Origin of the sequence: Candidatus Pelagibacter sp., from assembly GCF_052048095.1 — a bacterium.
Taxonomy (GTDB): domain Bacteria; phylum Pseudomonadota; class Alphaproteobacteria; order Pelagibacterales; family Pelagibacteraceae; genus Pelagibacter.
The window spans coordinates 605,364-629,896 of record NZ_JBNAKG010000001.1 but is presented as its reverse complement, the minus strand read 5'-3'; the positions used below and the strand labels follow the sequence as shown (position 1 = coordinate 629,896).

Sequence of the window (24,533 nt, the reverse complement as noted above, 5' to 3'; positions counted from 1 at the left end):
CTTAAGCTGCTTTAGAGTTAGATTTTTTAAGCGCTTTACAAGCCTTCCAAACTTTTTCAGGTGTAGCTGGCATTGTAATTTCTTGACCACCTAATGCATCAATAACTGCATTCATTACAGTTGGAGGTGAAGCAATAGCTCCTGCTTCTCCACATCCTTTAACACCTAAAGGATTTGATGTTGCATGCGTACAAGTAAATCCTAGATTAAACTCTGGGAAATTATCAGCTCTTGGCATTGTATAATCCATATAAGAAGCTGTCATTAACTGACCAGTTTCATCATACATGGTATTTTCATACAAAGCTTGACCAATTCCTTGTGCCAATCCACCATGTACTTGTCCTTCAACAATGTTTGGATTTACTATTCTTCCAAAATCATCGACTGCTGTATATTTCTCAACCTTCACGTTTCCAGTTGCAGGATCTATCTCTACTTCACAAATATGTGAACCTGCTGGGAAAGAAAAGTTTGGTGGGTCGTAAAATGCAGACTCAATTAAACCTGGCTCATCACCTTCAGGAATTGGTGACTTCATTTCATCTCTTTGACCTGGTACGTAACAAGCAAAAGCAATTTCACCAATAGTTTTCTTTTTATTAGATTTAAGAGCAACAAACTCTCCATCTTTAAACTCGATCTCTTCTTCACTGACTTCAAGCATTTTAGCTGCAACTCTCTTACCTTTTGCAACTATTTTTTTACAAGCATTTACAATTGCAATACCACCTACTGCAAGTGATCTTGAACCGTAAGTACCCATACCAAATGTACTCTTATCTGTATCACCATGAACTAGATCAATATTTTCCATTGGAACACCTAATTCATCTGCTGCAATTTGAGCAAATGTAGTGTCATGACTTTGTCCATGACTGTGTGAACCTGTAAATACAGAAACTTGACCAGTAGGATTAAATCTTACTTCTGCAGATTCCCATAAACCTACTCCACATCCAAGTGACATTACTGCTGCCGAAGGTGCAATACCACAAGCTTCAAAATAAGAAGAAACACCAATACCTCTTAACTTACCATTAGCTTCAGATTGTTTTCTTCTAGCTTCAAAGCCAGCATAATCTGCCATCTCTTTTGCTTTTTCAATACCTGCAACATAATCACCTGAGTCCACTGTATGAACTAATGTTTGTTTAAATGGAAACTCACTTGGAAAGTTTCTTTTTCTTAATTCAATTTTATCAATTCCAAGTTCCATAGCAGCTTTCTCTACTAATCTCTCAATAGTATAAGTTGCCTCTGGTCTTCCAGCACCTCTGTATGCATCAACTGGTGCTGTGTTTGTATAAACTGCTTTTACATTTGAGTATGCAGCAGGAATTACGTAAACACCTGTTGCACAAGGTCCAAATAAATATGTTGGAGTTACTGTTGCAAATACTCTTGCATATGCACCTAGGTTTGCAATAGTTTCATTTTTAAAACCTAAAAACTTACCATCATTTGTTACAGCAAGTTCAGCATGTGTTACGTGATCTCTTCCATGAGTATCAGTTAAGAAAGACTCAGTTCTTTCTGCAACCCATTTAATTGGTCTTTCAATTTTTTTAGATGCCCAACTACAAACTATTTCTTCATTGTAAACATTAATCTTAGAACCAAATCCACCTCCTACATCTGGTGCAACTACTCTTAATTTGTTTTCTGGAGCAACACCTCCAAATGCGGACATTACTAATCTTGATAGATGAGGGTTTTGACTTGTAGTATATAAAGTTATTTCCTCAGACGCTGTATTGTAATCAACAACACAAGCTCTTGGTTCCATTGCATTTGGAACTAATCTATTATTAATTAAATCAACTTTGATAATTTTGTCTGCTTTTGCAAATGCTTCATCAACAGCTTTTCTATCTCCTAACAACCAATCATAACAAAGGTTTTTATCTATTCCATCGTGAACAGCTTCACTGTTCATAGCTTCAGCTGGATCTACAACTGCTTTTAAGACTTTATAATCAACTTCAACTTTTTCCGCGCCTGCTTTTGCTTCATCTAAAGTTTCAGCAAAAACTACAGCAATAGGTTCACCAACAAAGTTTGCAACTTCTCCAGCTAAAGGTGGATTTGCAGGTACTTTCATTTCTGAACCATCTTCACTTCTAATGGCCCAACCTGCTATTAATCCTCCAATTTTATCTTCTGCTATTTCTTTTCCTGTTAATACAGAAACGACACCAGAAGACTTTAATGCTTTTGATGTATCTACTTTTTTAATTTTTGCTCTTGCATGTGGAGATCTAACAAATACAGCATAAGTCTGATTAGCAATATTGATATCAGCTGTGTATCTTCCTTTTCCTGTTAAAAATCTTTTATCCTCTTTTCTTTCAACTCTTGATCCTACTAAACTTGGCATTTTATTTTTCTCCTCCTTATCTTAATTACATTTTTGTTGATGCTTCTTTAACTGCAGCAACTATATTTTGATAACCTGTGCATCTGCAAATGTTACCTTCTAACCACTCTCTAATTTCTTGCTCACTTGGATTCTTTTTTGTTTGAAGTAAATCTACTGCACTCATAACCATTCCTGGTGTGCAGTATCCACATTGTAAACCATGAGTTTTTTTAAATGCTTCTTGCATTGGATGCATTTTTCCATTTTTTGCTAAACCTTCGATAGTAGTTACTTTTGATCCATCGATGTCTGCAGCTAATGTTGAACAACTTTTTATAGATTTTCCATCAACATGGACTACGCAAGCTCCGCATTGACTGGTGTCACATCCTACGTGAGTACCTGTTAAATTTAAATTATCTCTTAAAAATACTGATAAAAGTGTATGGTCCGGAACTTCTTTAGTTACCTTTTTGCCATTAACTTCTAAAGTTACTTTAGTCATTAATTACTCCTTCTCTATTGCCTTATTCCCTAAATAACATCTGATCATAACTAAAATAGAGAAGCAATCGATTATTTGATGCATTACTACCTGAGGTAGAGGAAACTAACTAAAAATCGAGTAATTATGAATATTTTAAAAAATTAAATAAGCGATAATTGCCACAGCTAAAACAACACCACCATAAATTAATAACTTTTGATTTGATGATTTCTTACCAGAAGAATCTGCAGAATTTTTTTCTTCTGACTGATTTTGAATTACACTCTCTTCATTAATTGAAGGTGTAATGAGTTCTGAAAATTTACCAAAAAAAATATCAGCCATTTTTTTTGCTGTCATATCTATTAGTCTTGCCCCTACTTGAGCAATTTTTCCTCCTACATTAGCTTCCACTTCATAAGTAAGCTTTGTCCCGCCGTTTTCATCTTCTAAATTCACACTTGCTTCACCAGATGCGAAACCAACTGGAGAATTTCCAGATCCTGATATTTTGTAACTATTTGGTGGATTTAAATCTTTAAGCTCTACATCTCCTGTAAAGCTGGCATTAAAAGGACCAATTTTATTTGTAGCTTTTGCAGTAAATTCTGTATCTGAGTTTTTTGTGAACTCTTCACATCCTGGTATTGCTTGTCTTAATATTTCTGGATCATTTAAAGCTTCCCAGACTTTTTCTTTTGGTAAATTTATTTGATAAGATCCTGAAAGTTTCATAATCTAATTATATAAAATTTTTATGGACGATAACACTAAAAAAGAACTTCAATCTGCTGCTTTTGAAAGATTAATGGAACACTTAAGAAATAGGAAAGATGTTCAAAATATTGATTTAATGAACTTGGCAGGCTTTTGTAGAAATTGCTTATCAAAATGGTACCGAGAAGAAGCAGAAAAAAAAGGAATTACAATTTCAGATCCTGATGCAAGGGAGCATGTTTACGGTATGCCCTACTCTGAGTGGAAAGAAAAATATCAAAAGTAACAATCTAATCCAAAGTGATAATTGGTTATCTTAGCTTATTTACGATATCATTTTTAGCAGCAACAATTTTACCTTTTTCTTCTGAATTAATATTAGCATCAATGCTATCTATAGAAAATTATAATAGAACATTACTGATTACATTTTCAAGCTTGGGAAACATTCTTGGATCAGTATTCAATTGGGTTTTAGGATTTTATTTTATTAAATTACAAAATAAAAAATGGTTTCCTTTTAACCAAGAACAGATTTCAAAATCCTCTCAATGGTTCGAAAAATATGGAAAGTGGTCTTTGTTATTTGCTTGGGTGCCAATAATTGGTGATCCATTAACATTTGTTGCAGGCACAATGAAAACAAAGTTTTTTATTTTTTTAATACTTGTTGGTATTGGAAAGATATCTAGATACCTGTTTATTTCTCTTTTAGTCTAGGAAATAATTCAACAAAATTACAGGGTTTGTGATTTATATCTAGTTGATACTTAAGTATTTGATCCCATGCATCAGTTACTCCACCTGATGAACCTGGTAATGCAAATACATATTTACCGTTTGCTAAAACTGCACATGCTCTAGACTGTATAGAGGAAGTTCCAACAGATTTTATACTTATATATCGAAACATTTCGCCAAAACCAGGAATATGTTTGTCTGCAATTTCATTCAATGCTTCAGGAGTAATATCCCTACCTGTTAGCCCAGTGCCACCTGTTGTAATGATAACATCAATATCTTTCTCTTTAAGCCATTCATTAATTATATCTTTAATGTCATCCTTGTTATCCTTGCAAATTTTTCTATCAATTAGATTGTGATCAGCTTCTTTAATTTTGTTTACTAAAATTCCACCAGATTTATCATTTTCAAAAGTTCTAGTGTCTGTAACTGTTAATAATGCTATGTTAACTTTCATAAATTATTTATGTTTATACTATCAATATTATTTTTTGTAACTGCTATTCTATATTCAAGTGTGGGATTTGGTGGTGGATCTACTTATTTAGCTCTTTTGTTAATATGGGATATTCCATATTATATTTTTCCTGTTTTAGCTTTAGTCTGTAATGTAATTGTAGTTTCAGGTAATTCATTTAATTATATTAGAACAGGTAATTTCAATTCCAAATTATTATTAGTGTATCTAGTGGGATCAATTCCTTTTGCATTTTTAGGTGGTTCAATTGCAGTAGAAAAAAAATTTTTTGAAATAATCTTATTTGTTGTTTTAAGTTTGGCAGGCTTTTTTTTACTAATTAGCAATAGAAACTACTCTGAAAAAATAATTAAAATTAATGACATTAATCCTTTGTTTTCAATAATGATTGGGTCAGTAATAGGATTTACATCTGGTATAGTTGGTATTGGTGGAGGTATTTTTTTAAGCCCAATATTATTTTTATTAAAAGCCGCTCACCCAAAGCAAATTGTAACAACGGCCTCTTTATTTATATTACTTAATTCAATTTCAGGGATTTTAGGCCAATTAACGAAGGAAAATGTAATAAATGAATTATTTAACTACTACCCACTTTTTTTGGCTGTTTTAATAGGTGGTCAAATTGGAAATTTTCTTAATTTGAAATTTTTATCAAATAGATTATTAGCAATATTAACATCATTACTTGTAATTTTTGTAGCAATGAGAATAGGAATAAGAATATTTTAATAATCATGGAATTAGATTATTTCAAAAAGATAAGAATTCTTGACGGCGGAATGGGACAAGAACTTTTAGCGAGAGGAATGAAGCCAAACGGGACCTTGTGGAGCGCCAATGCCCTGTTAGATGAAAAATATCACGAATTATTATTAAATACACATTTAGATTATATTAAATCTGGAGCTGATGTAATTTGTACAACAACATTTACTACCAGAAGAGTAAGATTAAGAGATAATGGTGTTGAAGATAAATTTGAATACCTAAATAAAAAAGCTGGTGAAATAGCAAAAAAAGCTCAAGAAAAATTTCCACATGTTAAGATTGCTGGTGAATTACCTCCGCAAAATTTTACATATGAAGCAGATGATCGTGAAACTGATTTGATTACAAAGAGTTTTAATGAACAAGCTAAATTATTAAATCCTTATGTAGATTTTTTTATTTTACACGTATTAAGCAGTGTTAGAGAATTTGAGTGTGCAATAAAAGCTATTAAAGAATTTAAAAAGCCTTATCTAATTGGAATACATATCTCTGAAGGGACAAAACTTCCAAGTGGAGAAAAGGTTTCAGATATAAAAAAAGTATTTGATGAAAATTTATTAGGAGTAATTTTAACTTGTATTTCTCCTGAAAACTTTGAAAAAAATTTTGATGAACTTAAAAGTTTTGATGTTCCTTGTGGTTTTAAATTTAATGCTTTTGAAACTACGCAACCGAAAGATGGTTACACAACTAGCTATGGAAAGAGTAATGGTAACCCTAATGAATTTTTAGGTCAAAGAAAAGATTTAACACCTGAGGTAATTGCAAAATTAGCAAAGAAATTTAAAGAGAGTGGCGCAACTATGTTGGGTGGTTGTTGTGAAACAACTCCCGCTCATATTGAGGCTATAAAAAAAATTCTTTAGTTTTTATTTAATCCAGCTTTTTTTACAAAATAAATTCCAATAATTACAGCAACTAAGGCCACTAAAACTTTTACCGTTATTAATTCTTTTAGAAAAATATAACTCAAGATAACTCCAAAAATTGGAATTAAATATGAAACTTGGGACTGAAAAATCAATCCATTGGTTGTTAAAATTCTAAACCTTAATAACCAAGCAATTCCTGTAGAAACAAGTCCAAGATATACAACTGAGATTGTTGAATCTAATCTTGGAATATTTTTCCAAGGTTGTTCAATAAAACATACTAAAGGTAATAAAATTATAGTAGCCCAAATTAAAATTGATCCAGTTACATTTTCATTTTTCTTTTTACTTATTTTTAAAGTTAGAACTCCTCCAACAACATAGCAAGTAGATCCTAGTAAAATTAATAATGCAGATCCAAAGTTGTTTTCATTGATTAAAAAATTGTCAGAAAATAAATATACGATACCTGAAAAGCCAATTAATACTCCAATTGTTCTAGTAAAATTAAATTTTTCATTCTTTGTATAAAAATGACCAAGGACGGTTGAACTTAATGTTGTTGTAGACATTAAAATAGCAGCTAAATTACTTTGAACAGATTTAACTCCATATGCTATCAAAAAAAATGGGGCTACTAAATTTATAAACCCAATCAAGGCAAACCAATGCCAATCTTTTGAGAAAGCCTCAATGTTAATTTTTTTGATATAACAAATTAACAAAACAGGTAGTGCACCAAAAAAAACTCTTAAAAAAGCAATTGTCACTGGACCAAATGAGTAAGTTGCAATTTTTATATTAAAAAAGGCTGAAGCCCAGATAACTGCTAAAAGTGTTAGTAAAGTATAATCAGCTAATTTAGGTTCTCTCATTCAACTATATCTTTAGGTAGACCTTTCGTCATGTTTATTAGGTTATTGTAATCAATTTTAAAAACAGCATTTGGATGACCTGCTGCACCAAAAATATCATTAAATCTGACTAAAGTTTCATCGATAAAAATCTCACACTCTTTCAAATGACCCACAGGTGACACCCCTCCAATTGTATAGCCAGTATTTTCTTTAACTTGATCAGGTGAAGCCATCGATATATCTTTTTCATTAAGAATTTTCTTAAGTTTATTTAAAGAACATCTTTTATCACCTGCAACTAATCCTAAAATGAATCTGTCTCCAGCTTTAAATAGCAAGCTTTTTACAATAGCGCCCACATCACAAGCTAAAGCTGTAGCAGCATCTTGTGCAGTTCTAGCTGATTGCTCCAAACAAATTACCTCTAGTTTTTCGTCAAATTTTTTGAGCGATTTTTCTGCTCTTTTCACGGGTTCTTTATCTAAAATTGCATTCATAATCTGCTATCTATGTAATTTTTGCATAGGTGTTATTTATTTAAAGAGCGATATTTATAAACTTTTTTTTGCTAAGAACCACCAAAATCAAAAGGAGTTAAAATGAGTGCAAATAATGTTTTAAAATTTATTAAAGAAAAAGAAGCTGAATTTGTTGATCTAAGATTTACTGATCCAAGAGGTAAACTTCAACATCTTACAATGGATGCAAGTATTGTTGATGAAGATATGATCAATGAAGGTGTGTTTTTTGATGGTTCGTCAATTGCTGGATGGAAGGCAATTAATGAGTCGGACATGATTTTAAAACCAGATACTTCAAGAATGTTTATGGATCCATTTACTTCTCATAACACTGCAGTTTTATTTTGTGATATTTTAGATGCAGTAAAGAAAACTCCTTACGAAAGAGATCCAAGAGGTATTGCTAAAAAAGCAGAAGAATTTTTAAAATCTTCAGGAATTGGTGATAAAGCGTTTTTTGGACCTGAGCCAGAATTTTTTGTTTTTGATGATGTAAGAATTAAAAACGATATGAATGAAGCTGGGTTTAAGATTGATAGTAAAGAAGGTCCTTATAATTCAGGTAAAGAATACGAAAATGGAAATATGGGTCATAGACCAGGTGTAAAAGGTGGTTATTTCCCAGTTCCACCAGTTGATAGTGAACAGGATATGAGAAGTGAATACCTAAAAAGTTTAAAAGATGTAGGTATTAAAGTTGAAAAGCACCATCACGAAGTTGCTCCGAGCCAACATGAGCTTGGAATGTATTTTGGTACTTTGGTTGATCAAGCAGACAATGTTCAACTTTACAAATATGTAGTTCAAATGGTGACACACTCATTTGGCAAGACTGCAACGTTTATGCCTAAACCTGTTGCTGGTGATAATGGTTCAGGTATGCATATTCACCAATCAATTTGGAAAGGTGATACACCTGTATTTTCAGGTGATGCATATTCAGGGTTATCTGAAACTGCATTACATTATATTGGTGGAATTTTAAAACATGCCAAAGCAATTAATGCTTTTGCAAACTCAACAACAAATAGTTACAAAAGATTAATACCAGGATTTGAAGCACCTGTGCTGCTTGCTTACTCAGCAAGAAATAGATCTGCTTCATGTCGTATCCCAATTACATTAAGTAAAAAAGGAGCAAGATGTGAGATTAGATTTCCAGATGCAGCAGGTAATCCTTATCTAACTTTTGCAGCAATGTTAATGGCTGGATTAGACGGTATTAAAAACAAAATTCACCCAGGTGAGTCTTTTGATAAAGATTTATATGAATTACCTGCTGAAGAAGTTAATAAAATCCCAACTGTATGTGGATCTTTAAGGGAAGCTATGGAAAGTTTAGATAAAGACAGGGAGTTCTTAACTCAAGGCGGTGTATTTACTGATGATCAGATTGATGCTTATATCGCTCTTAAGTTTGAGGAAATTCACAAGTTTGAACACGCACCTCATCCTGTAGAGTTTGAGATGTATTACAGTAGTTAATTTTAATTACTGTCTAGTTGTAGCAACTGTATCTTTGTTAATACCTTTTTTAACAACGTAGTCCTGTGTGCCATTTGCACCAGTTTCTACTTCCTTTCGCAAATCTTTAAAAAAAGTTTTTTGCTTTAAGGTGTCTCTTAAAGACTTAACAAGATTTCTAAATTCAAATTTGTTCATTATTCAAACGCTACACTAGATATGCATTCAATGCAATACTGATATGTTAAAAGTGGGACAATTCAACCTAGAGTTTTTTAAACCTTAAAAGACTCTCCGCAACCACATCTTTCAGTTTCATTAGGGTTATTAAACACAAAAGATGATGAAAATTCCTCTTTTTTATAGTCCATTTCTGTGCCTAATAGATAAAGAATAGCAGCAGAATCTATATATACCTTAACACCCTTATCTTCTATCACCTCATCACCCGGGTTTGCCTCTTTAGTGTATTCCATAACATAAGACATACCTGCACATCCTCCTGATTTAACTGAAACTCTAACACCTAACGCATCTTTTTCTGCATTAGACATAATCTCTTTTATTCTGCTAGCAGCATTGTCGCTTAATTTAATAATCTGTGTCATTACAAATTTAACTCCAATTTTGCAGCTTCTGACATCATGTCTTTGTTCCATGGTGGATCCCATACTAGCTCTAAATCCACATCATCTATTTCTTCTACTTGCATTGCACCATCTTTCACTTCTTTAGGAAGACTTTCTGCGACTGGGCAATTAGGAGTGGTTAGAGTCATTTTAATTTTTGCTTTATTTTCATTTACTTCAATATCATAAATCAATCCTAGTTCATAAATGTTCACTGGTAGCTCAGGATCATAAATTTTTCTAATTTCTTCAATTATTTTTTCTTTAGTGTTCATAAATTAATTTTCAGTATTTATTTCTTCTTGCTTATTATCTATTGCTGAAACTAATGTGTGCCATGATAGAGTTGCACATTTTACTCTCATTGGATATTGTTTTACTCCAGATAAACACATTAGCTTAGTTTTTTCATCCTCTTTAAGTTTTTGAGATTTTAATTCTGGATTTTCTTTAATCATTCCTAAAAAATCTTCTACAATTTCTTTAACTTCAAATTCTTCTTTGCCTCTTACAAGATCTGTCATTATTGATGCTGATGCCATTGAAATCGCACAGCCACTTCCTTCAAAAGAAATATCTTCTACTTTTTTATTTTCATTTAATTTCAAATAAACATGAACATTATCACCACATAATGGATTGTTACCTTTTGCGTCTTTATTGAAATTTTCAGTTTTTCTCAAGTTCCTTGGATTTTTTCCATGATCTAGAATGATCTCTTGATATAATTCTTTTAAGTTCATTATATATTAAAAACTTTTTTACAGTTATTGATTGCTTCATTTAACTTATCTAAATCATCTTTAGTATTATAAACACCTAAAGAAGCTCTAGCACTAGCAGGAATATTTAATTTATCATGCAATACCTGACAACAATGATGTCCAGCTCTTATTGCAACACCGTCTTCATCTAGAATTGTTGCTATATCATGTGGATGAACGCCTTCTATAATAAAAGAAAGGACTCCTCCTCTTTCCTTTGGATTTCCCAAAAGTTTTACTGAATTATTTTTTCTTAATAATTCTTGTCCATATTCAATTAATTCTTTTTCATGTTTCATTATATTTTCTATACCAATAGTTTCTAAAAATTTTATAGATTGATCAAAAGCTATAACTTGAGCTGTAGCCATAGTCCCTGCCTCATATTTATTTGGCAAATCTCCATAAGTAATTCTATCTTTTTTTACTTCTCTTATCATTCCTCCTCCACCTTGGTATGGAGGTAATTTTTCTAACCATTTCTTTTTCCCGTACAGCACTCCTAAACCAGTTGGTCCATACATTTTATGACAAGAGATCGCATAAAAATCACAATCTAAATCTTGCATGTCTAATTTTAAATGAGGAGCTCCTTGGCAACCATCAATCACAACAATAATATTTTTTGAATGAGCTAATGATGTTATTTCTTTAATTGGCAAAATTGCACCCGTTACATTTGATAAATGTGTAACTGAAATCACTTTAGTTTTTTCGGTAATAAGTTTTTCAATATTTTCTATTGGAACTTCTCCATCTTCATTTATTTCAGCAAAATTAATTTTAATATTTTTTGATTTTCTTAGAAAATGCCAAGGCACATAATTTGAGTGATGCTCAAGTTCAGTAATAATCACTTCGTCTCCAGGCTCTAAAACAGTTTGCCCAAGAGTATTTGCTACTAAATTCAACGCTTCTGTAGCACCTTTAGTGAATACAATTTCATTTTTATCTTTTGCATTTATGTAGTTTTGGACAGAAGTTCTTGTGTTTTCATACATATTTGTGGCAGCAACTGATAAATAGTGGACACTTCTACCAACATTAGAAAATTGTTTAGAGTAAAAATCATTAATTCTATCCAGTACGATTTTTGGTTTTTGAGAAGAATTTGCGCTATCTAAATACACAAGGTCATTATTATGTATCTTCTCATCAAAAATAGGAAATTCTTTCTTTATGTTATTAATACTCATTATTTATTCCTAATAATTTTTTAATAAAATTTTTAATCTTATCTTCAGTAATTTTTTCAACAACTTCGCCTACATAACCATTAATTAATAATTGTTTTGATTGCTTATAAGATAATCCTCTAGACATAAGATAGAAAATTGAATTTTCATCAATGTTTCCTGATGTGGATCCATGTGAACATTTTACATCATCAGCATAAATTTCTAATTCAGGTTTTGCATTAAATTCAGTATTTTCATTTAGAAGTAATGCTCTACTTAATTGATAACCATCAGTTTTTTGTGCTTTAGAATCTACAAAAATTTTTCCTTGATAAATTCCTTTTGAATTATCATTAAGAACACACTTGATTAATTGATAACTTTTACAATTTTCATCATTATGATTTATTATTGTTTTTATTTCATGATGATTATCTTTATCTAAACTGATAACACCATTAATAAAAGCTGATCCAAAATCCTTGTTAAGAGAACATTTTATTTCATTTTTTAAAAACTTTGCTCCAGCAGATAAAATAAAATATTCACAATGACTATTTTTTTCTAAATTTATATTACTAAATGAGTGGATAATGTTTGAATTCTCTTTAAAATTTAAAGAATAATATTTTAATACAGCATCATCTTTTAAGTTAATATCATAATTGCTATTTAAAAAACTGCTACTAGCATTTTCATTTGATAAACTAATTATTTTTAAAGAACTATTTTTTTCTAAATTAAAATTTATCTTATTATTAATTAAATTATGATTTTTATCGGAATATATATTGTAAATAATTAAAGGTGCTACAGATTGATATCCCTCTGTTACATTAATGGATATGTTTTCTTCATTTAGAGCAGAATTAAGATTTAATAAAGTATTACCATAAATTGTATCTTCAATTTCTTTTTTTACAGATAATTTTATTGATTTTTTTTTCTCAAAAGAAAAATCTTCTTTGATAACTTTTCCGTCTAAAATAAAAATTTTATTATGATCAAAGTCATTAATTATATCTTTATCATCAAAACTATTTTCATTGGATATATCAATATTAAAGTTTTTTATATTATTTTTTATGATTTGATTTAAATCTGAAAATTTCCAATCCTCTAATCTTTTGTTTGGAAAGCCTTCTGTAGAAAATTTTTCAAAATTTTTTTTTCTTATTTCTAATTGGTCTTTAGAAAAAGATTTCTCTTTCAAAAAATTTTCAAAATTTATTTGTGAATTATTTTCCATTAATTAAATTCCTCGTAACCTTTTTTTTCTAAATCTAATGCTAGCTCAGGTCCGCCTGATTTGATGATTTGTCCATTTTTTAACACATGAACAAAATCAGGCTTTATATAATCAAGTAATCTTTGGTAATGAGTAATAATTAAAAAAGAATTATTTTTATTTCTTAATGAATTAACACCTTCTGAAACTATTCTTAAAGCATCAATATCTAAACCAGAATCTGTTTCATCCAATATAGCAAGCTTTGGATTAAGAATAGACATTTGAAGAATTTCGTTTTTCTTTTTTTCACCTCCAGAAAAACCTACATTTAATTGTCTGCTTAAGATTTTTTCATCAAATTTTAATTCGGCTGATTTTTGTTTAACTAACTTTAAAAATTCAATCGCATCTAACTCTTTTTCTCCTCGTGCTTTTTTAATTGCATTTAAAGATGTCTTTAAAAACGTATTAGTATTTACCCCTGGTATCTCAAGAGGATATTGGAATGCCAAGAATATTCCTTTGTGAGCTCTTTCCTCAGTTTCTAAATCAAGGAGATTTTCATTTTCAAAAGTTATCTTCCCATCAATTTCATAACCTTTTTTTCCAGATAAAATGTTAGAAAGTGTGCTTTTACCAGATCCATTGGGACCCATTATTGCGTGAACTTCACCAGGTTTTATCTCTAGATTAAGACCTTTTAATATCTCTTTATTTTCTACTTTTGCTTTAAGACTATTGATTGATAACATTTAACCAACGCTCCCTTCTAAACTAATTCCAACTAATTTTTGTGCTTCAACTGCAAACTCCATTGGCAATTGTTGTAATACTTCTTTACAAAATCCATTTACAATTAAACTTACTGCCTCTTCTTGATTTAAACCTCTCTGGTTACAATAGTATAATTGCTCATCGCTAATTTTTGAAGTTGTCGCTTCATGTTCGATATTTGATTTAATATTTTTATTTTTAATATATGGAATTGTATGAGCTCCACATTTATTTCCCATTAACAACGAGTCACATTGAGTAAAATTTCTTGAGTTATCTGCCTTTGATGAAATATCAACAAGACCTCTATACATCATATCAGATTTTCCTGCTGAGATACCTTTAGAGATAATTTTGCTTCTTGTATTTTTTCCTAAATGAATCATTTTTGTCCCTGTGTCTGCTTTTTGATGATTGTTTGTAATTGCAATAGAGTAAAATTCTCCTACAGAATTATCTCCTTTAAGTATACAGCTTGGATATTTCCATGTAATAGCAGAACCTGTTTCAACTTGTGTCCATGAAATTTTTGAATTTCTTCCTTTGCATAAACCTCTTTTGGTAACAAAATTATAAATTCCACCAACTCCATTTTCATCTCCAGGGTACCAGTTTTGAACTGTTGAATATTTTATTTCTGCATCATCTAAGGCTACTAATTCAACGTTAGCTGCATGTAATTGGTTTTCATCTCTCATTGGAGCAGTGCACCCTTCCAAGTAACTTACATAACTTCCTTTATCTGCAACAATTAATGTTCTTTCAAACTGACCTGTTTCTGAAGCATTAATTCTAAAATACGTTGAAAGTTCCATTGGACATTTAACACCTTCCGGAATGTAAACAAATGAACCATCAGTAAAAACTGCAGAATTCAATGTTGCAAAATAATGATCAGTTATAGGAATTACAGATCCAAGATATTTCTTAACAAGATCTGGGTGCTTTTGTATAGCCTCAGACATTGAGCAAAAAATTATTCCTTGTTTAGTTAGTTCTTCCTTAAAAGTTGTTGCGACAGAAACTGAATCGAAAACTGCATCAACGGCAATACCGTTTAATCTAGCTTGTTCTTGAAGTGGAATGCCCAATTTATTATAAGTTTCTAATAATTTAGGATCAAGTTCATCTAAACTTTTTGGTTTTTCTTTCATGCTCTTTGGAGCTGAGTAATAATAAAGATCTTGATAATCAATTTTAGGATATTTTGGTTTTTGCCAATCAGGTTCTTTTAAACTTTTAAGTCTATTGAAAGCCTTTAACCTAAATTCTAGCATCCATGATGGTTCTTTTTTTATGTTTGAAATAAATTTTATTACATCTTCATTTAATCCTTTTGGGGCTTTGATATCTTCTATATCAGTAGAAAATCCGTATTTATAATCTTTTAGTTTTTCAATCTCTTTATTTCTTTGATCCATTTAAATTCTACTTTCTTTATTAATTACTAAATCCTCTAAACTTTTTTGTTCAAAAAAAGTATTGATGTGAGTTTCTAATTCGTTCCACAAATCATGAGTTACACACTTTGTTGATTTCCCATTACAACTTTTTTTAGACTCTTTTTTGCATTGAACAGTTTTTACTTTTTCATCAACTGCATCAAAAATATTATTCAATTTAATTTCAGATGGTTTTCTATTTAAAATATATCCACCTTGGATACCTCTGATACTTTTTACAATTTCATACTTCTTTAATTTTGAAAAAATTTGCTCAAGGTAATCAATAGATATTCCTTGTCTAAGAGAAATATCTCTTAGAGATACTGGGTTAATACTATCAAATTTAGCAATATCTACTAAAGCCATAACAGCATATCTACCTTTAGATGTTAATTTCATAAGATTTATAAGGGGGTATATATAAACCCGACTAAAATAGTCAAGTATTGCGACATAAAAAAAAACTACCATTTCATCGCATAGTTATGTTAATGATGCTGTTTTTCATAATATGGATAATAAAATCTTAGAAATTTTCATACCAGGTCCAGCTGGGCGGCTAGAAGCTAAATATTATAAAAGCAAAAAACCCACTTCACCAGTAGCTTTAGTTTTACAACCTCATCCTCAATATGGTGGAACAATGAACAACAAGGTTGTTGTCGAAACTTTTCATACTTTTATGGAAAATGATTTTTCAGTTTGTAGAGTTAATTTCAGAGGTGTAGGAAAAAGTGATGGTGAATTTGATAATGGCCAAGGTGAATTGGCAGATGCAGCAGCTGCATTAGATTGGCTTGAAAGAGAAAATTTTGATAATTCACAATGTTGGGTTTCTGGTTTTTCTTTTGGTTCTTTAATTGCAATGCAACTTTTAATGAGAAGACCAGAAATAAATAGATTCATTGCAATTTCACCACAACCAAATGCCTATGACTTTTCTTTTTTATCACCGTGTCCAACATCAGGTTTAATGGTTTATGGTAAAAAAGATGAACTAGTTCCAAGTGAATATATAAATGAATTAGATCAAAGATTAAGCGCTCAAAAAGGTATTAAAGTAGAATTTAAATCTATTCCAGAAGCTAATCATTTTTTTTCAAAAACAGAAAATGATCTGACAAAATGCTTAGATGATTATATAAAAAAAGAGTCTGCTCTTTATTAATATAACTAATTTTCTACCACTATTCCCCCAGAAACAGGTTTTTTACATCTGGTAGTTTTTGGAAATGAAAATGGCAAATTTAAATATGATCTTATTGCTAAGTACCCAAATGCTTGTGACTCAATGAAATCACCATCCATATTAAACTCATCAATTTTTTTGATAATGATATCCTGACTTAATTGGATATTTTTTTTTATACTGTTGATTAAAAAATTATTTTTTCCACCTCCTCCGCAAACAACACATATAACTTGTTTATCATAAAAAGATTTTATACTTTTCTCAATTCCTTTTGAAATTAGGTATCCAGTTAATTCACTAATTGTTGCACAACCCTCTTCAAAAGAAAGTCCTCTTGCAAAAGAAATATCAAAATCACTTATGTCTAGTGATTGCTTAATATCAATCTCAATATTATCTATAGCTTGATTTAATATAATTTGATTTATATTTGAGCTAGACGCTATTTCTCCATTTTTATCAAATTGAAGTTTTGAGTTGTTTCTTACCCAATTATCGATCAGACAATTGCCTGGTCCAATATCATATCCTTCTAACTCATCTAAATTGAAGTTCTTATCTGGTCTTATAATTGACAAATTACTAATACCGCCAATATTCAGAAAAACGATAATTTGATTTTTGTTTTCTTGAGTATGAAGTATTTTTTTTGAAATTAAATTATGGAATATTGGTGTTAGTGGTGCACCCTGTCCACCATTCTCTAAATCATTTTTTCTAAAATCATATACAACTTTATTTTTTGTTAATTGAGCTAATAAATTTGCATTACCAATTTGCTTTGAAATTTTTTTTTCAGGATTATGAAAAATTGTTTGTCCATGAAATCCAATTAAATCAATTTTTCTATCTCTTTTGAGTTTTTGTACTATTTCGGCGTGAAATAAAGTAAGCTCTCTTTCAATTTTGTTAATTTTATTAATATTCTCATTGATATCTTCATAATTTTGAATTTTAGATCTAAGTTCAATCAGTCCTAAATATAAACCCTCAGGAAATTTAGAATAAATATTATCTAAAAATTCAATATCATCATATCCGTCAGATATAATTAATGATGCATCTACACCATCCATTGAAGTTCCACTCATAAATCCTAAAGAGCAATATTTTTTTTTACTCATGAATATTTTTTTTTAATAAAATGTGTATAAAGAGTTTATAGACATATGAATAAATTTTTAAAAGAATTTAAAGATAGAGGTCTTTTTTATCAAAGCACAGGTGATGACGAACTATCAGATTTATTAAATAATAAATCAATCAAAGCGTATATAGGTTTTGACTGCACAGCTGAAAGTTTACATGTTGGTAGCCTGTTACAAATAATGTGTTTAAGATTGTTACAAAAACATGGTCACCAACCTATTGTTTTAATTGGTGGAGGAACCACAAGAATTGGTGACCCTTCGGGCAAAGATAAAACTAGAAAAATTCTTAATGAAGAAGAAATTAATAGAAATATCACTAACATCGAAAAAATTTTAAAAAACTTTCTTGATGATAAAGATGAAAAAACAAAACCAATATTTGTAAATAACTATGATTGGCTAAAACATTTAAATTATATTTCTTTTTTAAGAGATATAGGCAAACATTTTACAATCAACAAAATGTTAACTTTTGATAGTGTTAAAATTAGGTTGGAAAGAGAGCAGTCTTTAAGTTACATGGAATTTAACTACATGATACTTCAGGCATATGATTTTTTGGAACTTAATAAAAAAGAAAATTGCATGTTGCAAATTGGAGGTTCAGATCAATGGGGAAATATTGTTAATGGAGTTGATTTAATAAAAAGATACAGCGGAAATCAGGTTTTTGGATTAACAACTCCTTTGATCACTTTAGCATCAGGTGCAAAAATGGGTAAAACTGAAACTGGCGCTATTTGGTTAGATAAAAAATTTTTATCTGCGTATGATTATTGGCAATTTTGGAGAAATACCGATGATAGAGATGTAGTTAAATTCTTAAAAATTTTTACAGATTTAGAGATTGATGAAATTGAAAAAATCAAAAATGATGACATTAATAATTTAAAAATATTACTAGCAAATAAAGCTACTGAAATGCTTCATGGCAAAGAAGAGGCAGAAAGGTCAGAAAAAACAGCAAAAGAGGCATTTACACAAAATTCAGATGGTGCAAATTTACCAACTATTAATATTAAAAAATCAACTGTTGAAGAAACTATAAATATTATTGATTTAATAATTATTACAAAATTAGAAAAATCAAAAAGTGAAATTAGAAGGTTAATCAAAAATAATGGAATTAAAATTAATAATGAAGTTATTAGTGATGAAAATTTAAAAATAAATTTAGATAATTTTAAAAATGATTATCTGAAATTATCCATTGGAAAAAAAAGACACTTAAAAATTGAATTAAATTAATTCTTTTTTAATTTTTCTAAAGTTCTAGTAATAAATCTTGGGGTTAAAGTTTTAATTGGGTTAACAGAAGTTTCTGTTTTACCTGGAGGTCCTTTGATTTTAAAACTTACACCAAAAACTCCTTCACCAGTTTTTTTACCAACCAATATATTGCCCAACAAAGGAATTGAACTTATAGCCTTATTAATAGTAGTAGCAGGAACCAATGTTCCCCTTAAACTAATGATATCATTTTTTTCAACATACCCTTCCATCATAATAGATATAGCCGGTCCAATTGCGTAAATTTCATTTATCTTCAAAGAATTTTTTCGATTTTCAAAATTCATTTCGAAATCATTAAATCTAATACCTTCTCCAGATAAAAGATCAGCAATCCCCTGTAATGAAGCTAAGGTTAAAATTTTTGTAAGAGCAGGCAATTCTTGTAATTTAAAATCATAAATTTTCAGATGAGAATTAGAAGAATTTCCCGATTTAACTGAATAAAAATCTAAAGCTCCCTCCTCAAAACCTTTAATAAATTTAAATCTTTTTACAAATGGCTCAGCTCGATCAGAGAAGAAAGTTGTGACTGTATTTTCATTTTTAGTAATAATAGTTAAATTTATTTTTTCATTATCAGAAAATAGTCCAGTTAAATTTCCGTTTTCAATTTTATTATCTTTAAAAACTAATTTTCCTTTTAGATTATTAATATCATTTTCTTTATCAACTAAGACTTTATCTATATTAATCTCGAGCTTAATATCTGGTAAAAAATTATCAATATCCTCACCAACTAAAAGTTCATCAATAATTTTAGTAGAATTAAAACTTTTTCCAACAATACTGTATTCGTTCTTTTTACTCTTTTTCAATTCAAAATCATTTCGAATATTTATAGTATCTACAAAATTAAAAACTGCATTTTGAATTGATGAAAATTGAAATTTATCGTTCAAGTATAATTTATTTAAACTTATCTTATTGTTTTTTGAGCTAATATTAATTTTATCAAAATTAAATTTTTTGTTTTCTAGGTATGTTCCTTTGATATCAATTAACGTGTCTTCCTTACTATCATTTTTATAATTTAAAAAACTAATATTAATTGGATTTGATATTAAATCTAATTTTAGATCAAATAAAAATTTGTCAGCAATATTTTCAAACTTATATTTTATTTTATCCAAATTTTTTTGAGCCGAAATCTCACCTTGCCCTTCAATTATAATTTTTGAGTTATCATTTAGTACATTTAATTCATGATTTTTTAAATTTAATTCTTTTTTTATATTTGGAAAAATATTTGTAAAATCATAATCATTTTGAATGCTTGCTTCTTTGATATTAATAAATGAATTGGTTCGAAAATTCTTTAATTTAAGATCTTTATTAAAAACAAGTTTAAATTCATTGTTTGAAGTAAATCTGACATTTTTGAAATTAAAATCATCAAAAGAAATTAAGTCTAAAGTTTCTTGATCATTTAAAGTTGTAATTTGATTTCTTAATTTACCTGAAATATCAATTTCATCTTGATTTGTTTTAATTTTAACACTTTCAGCACTTAAATTAACTTTATCATATTTGAAATTTAAATCATTTATAGACGCTAAACTTTTCTGAATATTAAATATAAAATTAATATCTGATATTTTTTTATTATCTAATAATTTTATATTTGCATCTTTGACAAGACCTTTTATCTCAAAATCATCTTTTATTTTTCCACTATCACCAATACTAAGTTTTAAATCTGCAATAATAATTCCTTTTTGAATAAAATTTTCTAAAATAAATAATTTAGTCTCTCCAGTTAAAGATCTGGTAAATGAAACTAGATTATTGACCTCTATAGCTTTAGTTGAAATTAAAAATTTTGACGAAGAAATTTTTTTGTCCAATAAATTTCTTAAAGAAATTTCTATTTTTATATATTCCAGATCTACTGGTTTTGATTGGTAAGATATAGAAGTTCCTAATGTCTTTAAATCGATTTTAAATTTTAAAGGGTTTAATTTAATTTTAACATCACTTAAATTTACTTTTAGTTTTGGATCTACCTTTTCAATGTTAGTTATAATTAAAGAATTAAATTTTTTTGTTTCTACACCTACTAAACTTAGATAAGCAACTACACTCAAAACTGAGAAAATAATTAATGTAAGTAATTTAAATAAAATTTTTTTCATTAAAGTTGATGTAAAGATTTTTCAAGAAATTCATCAATTTCACCATTTAGTATCTTTTCAGGATTGGTGCTTTCAAAATTTGTTCTATTATCTTTTACTAATTGGTAAGGTTGCAAAACATAAGATCTAATTTGATGACCCCACCCAATTTCTGATTTGGAATCTTCAGTTGTTTTGCTTTGCTCTTCTTTTTTTTTCATTTCGTGTTCATACAATCTTGCTTTTAACATATTCATACAGGTTTCTTTATTTTTATGCTGAGATCTTTCATTTTGACACTGCACTACAATTTTAGATGGTATATGAGTAATTCTGACAGCACTATCAGTGGTGTTAACATGTTGTCCGCCAGCACCACTTGATCTGTAAGTGTCGATTCTCAAATCTTTCTCAAGAATTTCAACATTAATTGTATCGTTTAAAACAGGGTATACCCAAACACTTGCAAAACTTGTATGTCTCCTTGCTCCTGAATCAAATGGAGAGATACGAACTAATCTATGAATACCACTTTCTTTTTTCAGCCATCCAAATGAATAGCTTCCCTCTATTTTAATTGTTGATGATTTTATGCCTGCCTCTTCTCCTTTGTGTTCATTAATTAATTCAAATTTGAATTCTTTATGTTCAGCCCATTTGACATACATTTTTCTCAACATGTTAGCCCAATCTTGACTCTCTGTACCACCAGCGCCCGCATGAATCTCCACATAGCAATCTAAAGGATCAACGTCATTTGATAAGAAGCATTTAATTTCACAATTTTTAACATTTCTTTTTAATTCAATTAGCTCTTTAAAAAGATCATCTGCTAATTCTTGATTATTTTCCTCACTTGCTAAATCAATTAATTCTTTTAATTCAGAAGTTTTTTGGTGTGATTGATTGTAAGAATTTATTAAATCTTCGTAAATTTTTTTTTCTTTTAAAACTTTCTTTGAATTTTCTTTGTCTTTCCAAAAATTTTCTTCAAGAATTTTTGAATTTAATTCCTCAAGTTTTGAGTGAAATTTCTTTTTTTCAAAGAAACTCCTTGATTCTTAAATTTACTTTATCAATATCTTGAATTATTTCTGAAGTATTATTTTCCATTAGTAAAATTTGAGTGTGTTATTAATATTTAATTTATTAAGACCAACATTTACACCGCTCAGATTCAAAATATCTTTTTTTTTATAATTTTCAATAATTGTATTTTTTGATGCAAAATTAACTTTTTCCCCTGTTTTTGAGTCTACTACCATCATTAAAATATTTTCTGGAACCTTAAATGGTCTTGCCTCAGATTTTTTTACAGCTTTACTCATGAAATCTTTAAATATTGGGAGAGCTGTTTTTGCTCCTGTTTCTTTTTTTCCAAGGGGTTTGGGATTATCAGAACCAACATAAACTCCAACAACTAAGTTAGAACTAAAACCTATAAACCAGGTATCAGTGTTTTTGTTAGTGGTTCCTGTTTTTCCACCAATATTTAAATTTAAATCTCTTAATTTTTTTCCAGTTCCTCTTTGAACAACCCCTTCTAAAATTGATGTCATTTGATAAGCAGTTTGAGGAGAAAAAATCTGTTTATAATTATCTTTTATCTCTGGATAGTTTTTTCCTAAATATGATATTTCATTACAATTACTACATCGTCTTAAGTCATTATTCATAATTGTTTTACCTTCACTATCTTGAATTCTGTCTATTATTATCGGAGTAACTAATTTTCCTCCATTTACAAATGCGGAATAGCCTGACGTTAATTTAAGAAGAGTAGTTTCTGCTGAACCGAGAGATATTGAAAGTAATTCATCTGGATTATCATATATACCCAAATTCTTTGAAAAATTTACAATTCGATCTAATCCTAAATCTTGAGCAATTCTTACTGTCATTAGATTTCTAGATTTCTCTAAACCAGATCTCAAAGTTGATGGTCCATAAAATTTTTTTCCATAATTTTCAGGTTTCCATAGTTTAAGGTCCTCACCTTGATCAAGAACTAATGGTGCGTCTAAAACTAAAGTGGAGGGAGTATAATCATTTTCTAAAGCTAGAGCATATACAAATGGTTTGAATGCTGATCCTGGTTGTCTAAAAGCTTGAGTAGATCTATTAAACTCACTTAATTTAAAACTAAAACCACCACTCATAGCTAAAACTCTTCCAGAATACGGGTCCATAACAACTATGCCCCCATTAACTAACGGCAATTGTTTTAAGCTATAAAAATTATCATTAAGTTTTTCAACATAAACCACGTCTCCAATTTTTAACAAATCATTTAAATCTTTTTTAGTCCACAAAATATCATTATAACTTATAGTTCCAGTTTCTAAATCATGAGTTTCTATTATCGCAGAGTAGTTTTTAACATCTTTTATTATCGCAAGTTTCCAGTTTATTGATTTTTCAAGTTTATATTTCTCTAAGTTATCTGCCCAATTTTTATTGTAGTTTTTAATGTTCAATATTGGGCCTCTCCACCCTTGTCGTTTATCATAACTAATCAACCCATCTCTTAACGATTTTGTTGCAAAGTTTTGTAGTTCTAAATCAATTGGTGTATTAATAACTAAACCTTGCTTATAAACACTGTCAGAACTTAAATCTTTAATCGTTTTTTTCCTGATATCTTCAATAAAATACTGAGCATCTTCTAAGAATACTTTTTGTTTTTTCTTTAGTTGTATTTTTTGATTTCGATATTTTTGATATTCTTTAAAAGATATATAATTATTATCATATAAGTTTTTTAAAACTAAATCTCTTCTAAATTTTGCAAGCTTTATATTTTTATATGGATTATATCTACTTGGCGCTTTAGGAAGTGCAGCCAACAACGCGGCTTCTGAATAATTTAAATCCTTAATAGATTTATCAAAATATTCTAAACTTGCTGCTCCTACTCCATAAGCTCCACCACCCAAATATATTTGGTTTAAATATAATTCTAAAATTCTTTGTTTATTTAAAGCTCTTTCAATTCTAAAAGCTAAAATTGCCTCTTTAATTTTTCTGTTAAAACTAACCTCGTTTGATAATAAAAAATTTTTGGCTACTTGCTGTGTAATAGTTGATGCACCTTCAAGCCTTTTTTGATTTTTTATATTTGAAATATTGTTTATTACTGCTCTTGCAACACCCTTGGCATCTACACCTGGGTGAGAAAAAAAATTTTTATCTTCAGCTGAAAGAAAAGATTCAATTACATTTTGAGGTATTGTTTCATATGGAACAAAAACTCTTTTTTCTCGAGAAAAATCTGCCACCAAAGTTCCGTTTCCTGAATAAACTTTGCTTGATACTGGAGGTTTATAATTTTTTAAAAATTTATAATCTGGTATTTTGTTTGAATATACCCAAAGAACACTTAAACCAGTAACAAATATTAGTAAAATTAGGCTTATTGAAATGATTGTAAAATTTTTAATTAATTTGCTCATTTATGTTTCCATTATATAGTGGAATTTGTTAAATATA

The 24,533-nt window shown here is 29.3% G+C and carries 26 protein-coding genes; 7 read left to right on the top strand and 19 right to left on the bottom strand.

Annotated features, from left to right (window positions below):
* Position 1: 1 nt before the first annotated feature.
* From ACTT9P_RS03305 to ACTT9P_RS03295, 3 genes are all read right to left on the bottom strand, one after another.
* On the bottom strand, positions 2 to 2,380 hold the full coding sequence (locus tag ACTT9P_RS03305; RefSeq protein ID WP_440909271.1) for a xanthine dehydrogenase family protein molybdopterin-binding subunit: 2,379 nt from the start codon (positions 2,378 to 2,380) through the stop codon (positions 2 to 4).
* Between the two features lie 25 nt (positions 2,381 to 2,405).
* Positions 2,406 to 2,867 carry a (2Fe-2S)-binding protein gene (locus ACTT9P_RS03300; protein ID WP_440909270.1) on the bottom strand — a complete coding sequence of 154 codons (462 nt, stop codon included), beginning with the start codon at positions 2,865 to 2,867 and terminating at the stop codon, positions 2,406 to 2,408.
* Positions 2,868 to 3,002: 135 nt separating this feature from the next.
* Positions 3,003 to 3,584 carry an SRPBCC family protein gene (locus tag ACTT9P_RS03295; protein WP_440909269.1) on the bottom strand — a complete coding sequence of 194 codons (582 nt, stop codon included), beginning with the start codon at positions 3,582 to 3,584 and terminating at the stop codon, positions 3,003 to 3,005.
* 22 nt (positions 3,585 to 3,606) lie between these two features.
* Here ACTT9P_RS03295 and ACTT9P_RS03290 point away from each other — a divergent pair, with 22 nt between their 5' ends.
* Positions 3,607 to 3,852: a DUF1244 domain-containing protein gene (locus ACTT9P_RS03290; protein WP_440909268.1), complete on the top strand. Its 246-nt coding sequence runs from the start codon at positions 3,607 to 3,609 to the stop codon at positions 3,850 to 3,852.
* A 14-nt stretch (positions 3,853 to 3,866) separates the two neighbouring features.
* Positions 3,867 to 4,286, top strand: a complete 420-nt coding sequence (locus ACTT9P_RS03285; protein WP_440909267.1) for a YqaA family protein — start codon at positions 3,867 to 3,869, stop codon at positions 4,284 to 4,286.
* On the opposite strand, the gene moaB is transcribed toward ACTT9P_RS03285, so the two are convergent.
* Positions 4,267 to 4,767 (bottom strand): molybdenum cofactor biosynthesis protein B, encoded by a 501-nt coding sequence (gene moaB / locus ACTT9P_RS03280; protein WP_440909266.1) that lies wholly within the window; start codon positions 4,765 to 4,767, stop codon positions 4,267 to 4,269. The two genes, ACTT9P_RS03285 and moaB, sit on opposite strands and share 20 nt — an antisense overlap.
* A gap of 9 nt (positions 4,768 to 4,776) precedes the next feature.
* On the opposite strand from moaB, the gene ACTT9P_RS03275 reads away from it, so the two are divergent.
* Both ACTT9P_RS03275 and ACTT9P_RS03270 read left to right on the top strand, forming a co-directional pair.
* Positions 4,777 to 5,520: a sulfite exporter TauE/SafE family protein gene (locus tag ACTT9P_RS03275; protein WP_440909265.1), complete on the top strand. Its 744-nt coding sequence runs from the start codon at positions 4,777 to 4,779 to the stop codon at positions 5,518 to 5,520.
* Between the two features lie 5 nt (positions 5,521 to 5,525).
* The gene (locus ACTT9P_RS03270) at positions 5,526 to 6,428 is read left to right on the top strand and encodes a homocysteine S-methyltransferase family protein (RefSeq protein WP_440909264.1); all 903 of its coding nucleotides are present in this window, start codon (positions 5,526 to 5,528) and stop codon (positions 6,426 to 6,428) included.
* Here the strand turns inward: ACTT9P_RS03270 and ACTT9P_RS03265 are convergent.
* Positions 6,425 to 7,309 carry a DMT family transporter gene (locus ACTT9P_RS03265; RefSeq protein ID WP_440909263.1) on the bottom strand — a complete coding sequence of 295 codons (885 nt, stop codon included), beginning with the start codon at positions 7,307 to 7,309 and terminating at the stop codon, positions 6,425 to 6,427. The two genes, ACTT9P_RS03270 and ACTT9P_RS03265, sit on opposite strands and share 4 nt — an antisense overlap.
* Positions 7,306 to 7,788 (bottom strand): YbaK/EbsC family protein, encoded by a 483-nt coding sequence (locus ACTT9P_RS03260; RefSeq protein ID WP_440909262.1) that lies wholly within the window; start codon positions 7,786 to 7,788, stop codon positions 7,306 to 7,308. Before ACTT9P_RS03260 ends, ACTT9P_RS03265 begins: the two co-directional genes overlap by 4 nt.
* 102 nt (positions 7,789 to 7,890) lie before the next feature.
* On the opposite strand from ACTT9P_RS03260, the gene glnA reads away from it, so the two are divergent.
* On the top strand, positions 7,891 to 9,297 hold the full coding sequence (gene glnA / locus ACTT9P_RS03255) for a type I glutamate--ammonia ligase (RefSeq protein ID WP_440909261.1): 1,407 nt from the start codon (positions 7,891 to 7,893) through the stop codon (positions 9,295 to 9,297).
* 6 nt (positions 9,298 to 9,303) lie between these two features.
* Here the strand turns inward: glnA and ACTT9P_RS03250 are convergent, their stop codons facing one another.
* The 9 genes from ACTT9P_RS03250 to ACTT9P_RS03210 form a co-directional block, all read right to left on the bottom strand.
* Positions 9,304 to 9,474 carry a hypothetical protein gene (locus ACTT9P_RS03250; protein ID WP_440909260.1) on the bottom strand — a complete coding sequence of 57 codons (171 nt, stop codon included), beginning with the start codon at positions 9,472 to 9,474 and terminating at the stop codon, positions 9,304 to 9,306.
* A gap of 77 nt (positions 9,475 to 9,551) precedes the next feature.
* Positions 9,552 to 9,884, bottom strand: a complete 333-nt coding sequence (locus ACTT9P_RS03245; protein WP_440909967.1) for a HesB/IscA family protein — start codon at positions 9,882 to 9,884, stop codon at positions 9,552 to 9,554.
* On the bottom strand, positions 9,884 to 10,180 hold the full coding sequence (locus tag ACTT9P_RS03240; RefSeq protein WP_440909259.1) for an iron-sulfur cluster assembly protein: 297 nt from the start codon (positions 10,178 to 10,180) through the stop codon (positions 9,884 to 9,886). Before ACTT9P_RS03240 ends, ACTT9P_RS03245 begins: the two co-directional genes overlap by 1 nt.
* A 3-nt stretch (positions 10,181 to 10,183) precedes the next feature.
* Complete coding sequence (gene sufU / locus ACTT9P_RS03235) at positions 10,184 to 10,648, bottom strand: Fe-S cluster assembly sulfur transfer protein SufU (protein WP_440909258.1); 465 nt, start codon at positions 10,646 to 10,648, stop codon at positions 10,184 to 10,186.
* On the bottom strand, positions 10,648 to 11,865 hold the full coding sequence (locus ACTT9P_RS03230) for an aminotransferase class V-fold PLP-dependent enzyme (protein WP_440909257.1): 1,218 nt from the start codon (positions 11,863 to 11,865) through the stop codon (positions 10,648 to 10,650). The genes sufU and ACTT9P_RS03230 overlap by 1 nt, the downstream gene beginning before the upstream one ends.
* Positions 11,855 to 13,096 (bottom strand): Fe-S cluster assembly protein SufD, encoded by a 1,242-nt coding sequence (gene sufD, locus ACTT9P_RS03225; protein WP_440909256.1) that lies wholly within the window; start codon positions 13,094 to 13,096, stop codon positions 11,855 to 11,857. The genes ACTT9P_RS03230 and sufD overlap by 11 nt, the downstream gene beginning before the upstream one ends.
* A complete protein-coding gene (sufC, locus tag ACTT9P_RS03220; RefSeq protein ID WP_440909255.1) occupies positions 13,096 to 13,830 on the bottom strand; it encodes a Fe-S cluster assembly ATPase SufC in 735 nt (244 codons plus the stop codon). Before sufC ends, sufD begins: the two co-directional genes overlap by 1 nt.
* A complete protein-coding gene (gene sufB / locus ACTT9P_RS03215) occupies positions 13,831 to 15,273 on the bottom strand; it encodes a Fe-S cluster assembly protein SufB (RefSeq protein ID WP_440909254.1) in 1,443 nt (480 codons plus the stop codon).
* A complete protein-coding gene (locus ACTT9P_RS03210; RefSeq protein ID WP_440909253.1) occupies positions 15,274 to 15,696 on the bottom strand; it encodes an Rrf2 family transcriptional regulator in 423 nt (140 codons plus the stop codon). It abuts the gene before it with no gap.
* A 124-nt stretch (positions 15,697 to 15,820) separates the two neighbouring features.
* Here ACTT9P_RS03210 and ACTT9P_RS03205 point away from each other — a divergent pair, with 124 nt between their 5' ends.
* Positions 15,821 to 16,465, top strand: a complete 645-nt coding sequence (locus ACTT9P_RS03205) for an alpha/beta hydrolase (RefSeq protein WP_440909966.1) — start codon at positions 15,821 to 15,823, stop codon at positions 16,463 to 16,465.
* A gap of 5 nt (positions 16,466 to 16,470) precedes the next feature.
* Here ACTT9P_RS03205 and ACTT9P_RS03200 read toward each other — a convergent pair whose 3' ends face one another.
* The gene (locus ACTT9P_RS03200; RefSeq protein WP_440909252.1) at positions 16,471 to 17,613 is read right to left on the bottom strand and encodes an anhydro-N-acetylmuramic acid kinase; all 1,143 of its coding nucleotides are present in this window, start codon (positions 17,611 to 17,613) and stop codon (positions 16,471 to 16,473) included.
* A 45-nt stretch (positions 17,614 to 17,658) separates the two neighbouring features.
* Here ACTT9P_RS03200 and tyrS point away from each other — a divergent pair, with 45 nt between their 5' ends.
* Positions 17,659 to 18,888, top strand: a complete 1,230-nt coding sequence (gene tyrS / locus ACTT9P_RS03195; RefSeq protein WP_440909251.1) for a tyrosine--tRNA ligase — start codon at positions 17,659 to 17,661, stop codon at positions 18,886 to 18,888.
* On the opposite strand, the gene ACTT9P_RS03190 is transcribed toward tyrS, so the two are convergent.
* From ACTT9P_RS03190 to ACTT9P_RS03180, 3 genes are all read right to left on the bottom strand, one after another.
* On the bottom strand, positions 18,885 to 21,065 hold the full coding sequence (locus tag ACTT9P_RS03190; protein ID WP_440909250.1) for a hypothetical protein: 2,181 nt from the start codon (positions 21,063 to 21,065) through the stop codon (positions 18,885 to 18,887). The genes tyrS and ACTT9P_RS03190 overlap by 4 nt on opposite strands.
* Positions 21,065 to 22,157, bottom strand: a protein-coding gene (prfB, locus tag ACTT9P_RS03185) for a peptide chain release factor 2 (protein WP_440909249.1) whose coding sequence is annotated in 2 segments (ribosomal slippage) — positions 21,065 to 22,087 and positions 22,089 to 22,157 — 1,092 coding nt in all. Because the reading frame shifts where the segments join, the coding sequence is not laid out codon by codon here. Before prfB ends, ACTT9P_RS03190 begins: the two co-directional genes overlap by 1 nt.
* Positions 22,157 to 24,496 carry a penicillin-binding protein 1A gene (locus ACTT9P_RS03180; RefSeq protein WP_440909248.1) on the bottom strand — a complete coding sequence of 780 codons (2,340 nt, stop codon included), beginning with the start codon at positions 24,494 to 24,496 and terminating at the stop codon, positions 22,157 to 22,159. The genes prfB and ACTT9P_RS03180 overlap by 1 nt, the downstream gene beginning before the upstream one ends.
* Positions 24,497 to 24,533 lie beyond the last annotated feature (37 nt).

Coding starts and splice junctions, on each gene's coding strand:
- ACTT9P_RS03305 (WP_440909271.1), bottom strand. CDS start 2,380: ATGCCAAGTTTAGTAGGATCAAGAGTTGAAAGAAAAGAGGATAAAAGA.
- ACTT9P_RS03300 (WP_440909270.1), bottom strand. CDS start 2,867: ATGACTAAAGTAACTTTAGAAGTTAATGGCAAAAAGGTAACTAAAGAA.
- ACTT9P_RS03295 (WP_440909269.1), bottom strand. CDS start 3,584: ATGAAACTTTCAGGATCTTATCAAATAAATTTACCAAAAGAAAAAGTC.
- ACTT9P_RS03290 (WP_440909268.1), top strand. CDS start 3,607: ATGGACGATAACACTAAAAAAGAACTTCAATCTGCTGCTTTTGAAAGA.
- moaB (WP_440909266.1), bottom strand. CDS start 4,767: ATGAAAGTTAACATAGCATTATTAACAGTTACAGACACTAGAACTTTT.
- ACTT9P_RS03275 (WP_440909265.1), top strand. CDS start 4,777: ATGTTTATACTATCAATATTATTTTTTGTAACTGCTATTCTATATTCA.
- ACTT9P_RS03270 (WP_440909264.1), top strand. CDS start 5,526: ATGGAATTAGATTATTTCAAAAAGATAAGAATTCTTGACGGCGGAATG.
- ACTT9P_RS03265 (WP_440909263.1), bottom strand. CDS start 7,309: ATGAGAGAACCTAAATTAGCTGATTATACTTTACTAACACTTTTAGCA.
- ACTT9P_RS03260 (WP_440909262.1), bottom strand. CDS start 7,788: ATGAATGCAATTTTAGATAAAGAACCCGTGAAAAGAGCAGAAAAATCG.
- glnA (WP_440909261.1), top strand. CDS start 7,891: ATGAGTGCAAATAATGTTTTAAAATTTATTAAAGAAAAAGAAGCTGAA.
- ACTT9P_RS03250 (WP_440909260.1), bottom strand. CDS start 9,474: ATGAACAAATTTGAATTTAGAAATCTTGTTAAGTCTTTAAGAGACACC.
- ACTT9P_RS03245 (WP_440909967.1), bottom strand. CDS start 9,884: ATGACACAGATTATTAAATTAAGCGACAATGCTGCTAGCAGAATAAAA.
- ACTT9P_RS03240 (WP_440909259.1), bottom strand. CDS start 10,180: ATGAACACTAAAGAAAAAATAATTGAAGAAATTAGAAAAATTTATGAT.
- sufU (WP_440909258.1), bottom strand. CDS start 10,648: ATGAACTTAAAAGAATTATATCAAGAGATCATTCTAGATCATGGAAAA.
- ACTT9P_RS03230 (WP_440909257.1), bottom strand. CDS start 11,865: ATGAGTATTAATAACATAAAGAAAGAATTTCCTATTTTTGATGAGAAG.
- sufD (WP_440909256.1), bottom strand. CDS start 13,096: ATGGAAAATAATTCACAAATAAATTTTGAAAATTTTTTGAAAGAGAAA.
- sufC (WP_440909255.1), bottom strand. CDS start 13,830: ATGTTATCAATCAATAGTCTTAAAGCAAAAGTAGAAAATAAAGAGATA.
- sufB (WP_440909254.1), bottom strand. CDS start 15,273: ATGGATCAAAGAAATAAAGAGATTGAAAAACTAAAAGATTATAAATAC.
- ACTT9P_RS03210 (WP_440909253.1), bottom strand. CDS start 15,696: ATGAAATTAACATCTAAAGGTAGATATGCTGTTATGGCTTTAGTAGAT.
- ACTT9P_RS03200 (WP_440909252.1), bottom strand. CDS start 17,613: ATGAGTAAAAAAAAATATTGCTCTTTAGGATTTATGAGTGGAACTTCA.
- tyrS (WP_440909251.1), top strand. CDS start 17,659: ATGAATAAATTTTTAAAAGAATTTAAAGATAGAGGTCTTTTTTATCAA.
- ACTT9P_RS03190 (WP_440909250.1), bottom strand. CDS start 21,065: ATGAAAAAAATTTTATTTAAATTACTTACATTAATTATTTTCTCAGTT.
- ACTT9P_RS03180 (WP_440909248.1), bottom strand. CDS start 24,496: ATGAGCAAATTAATTAAAAATTTTACAATCATTTCAATAAGCCTAATT.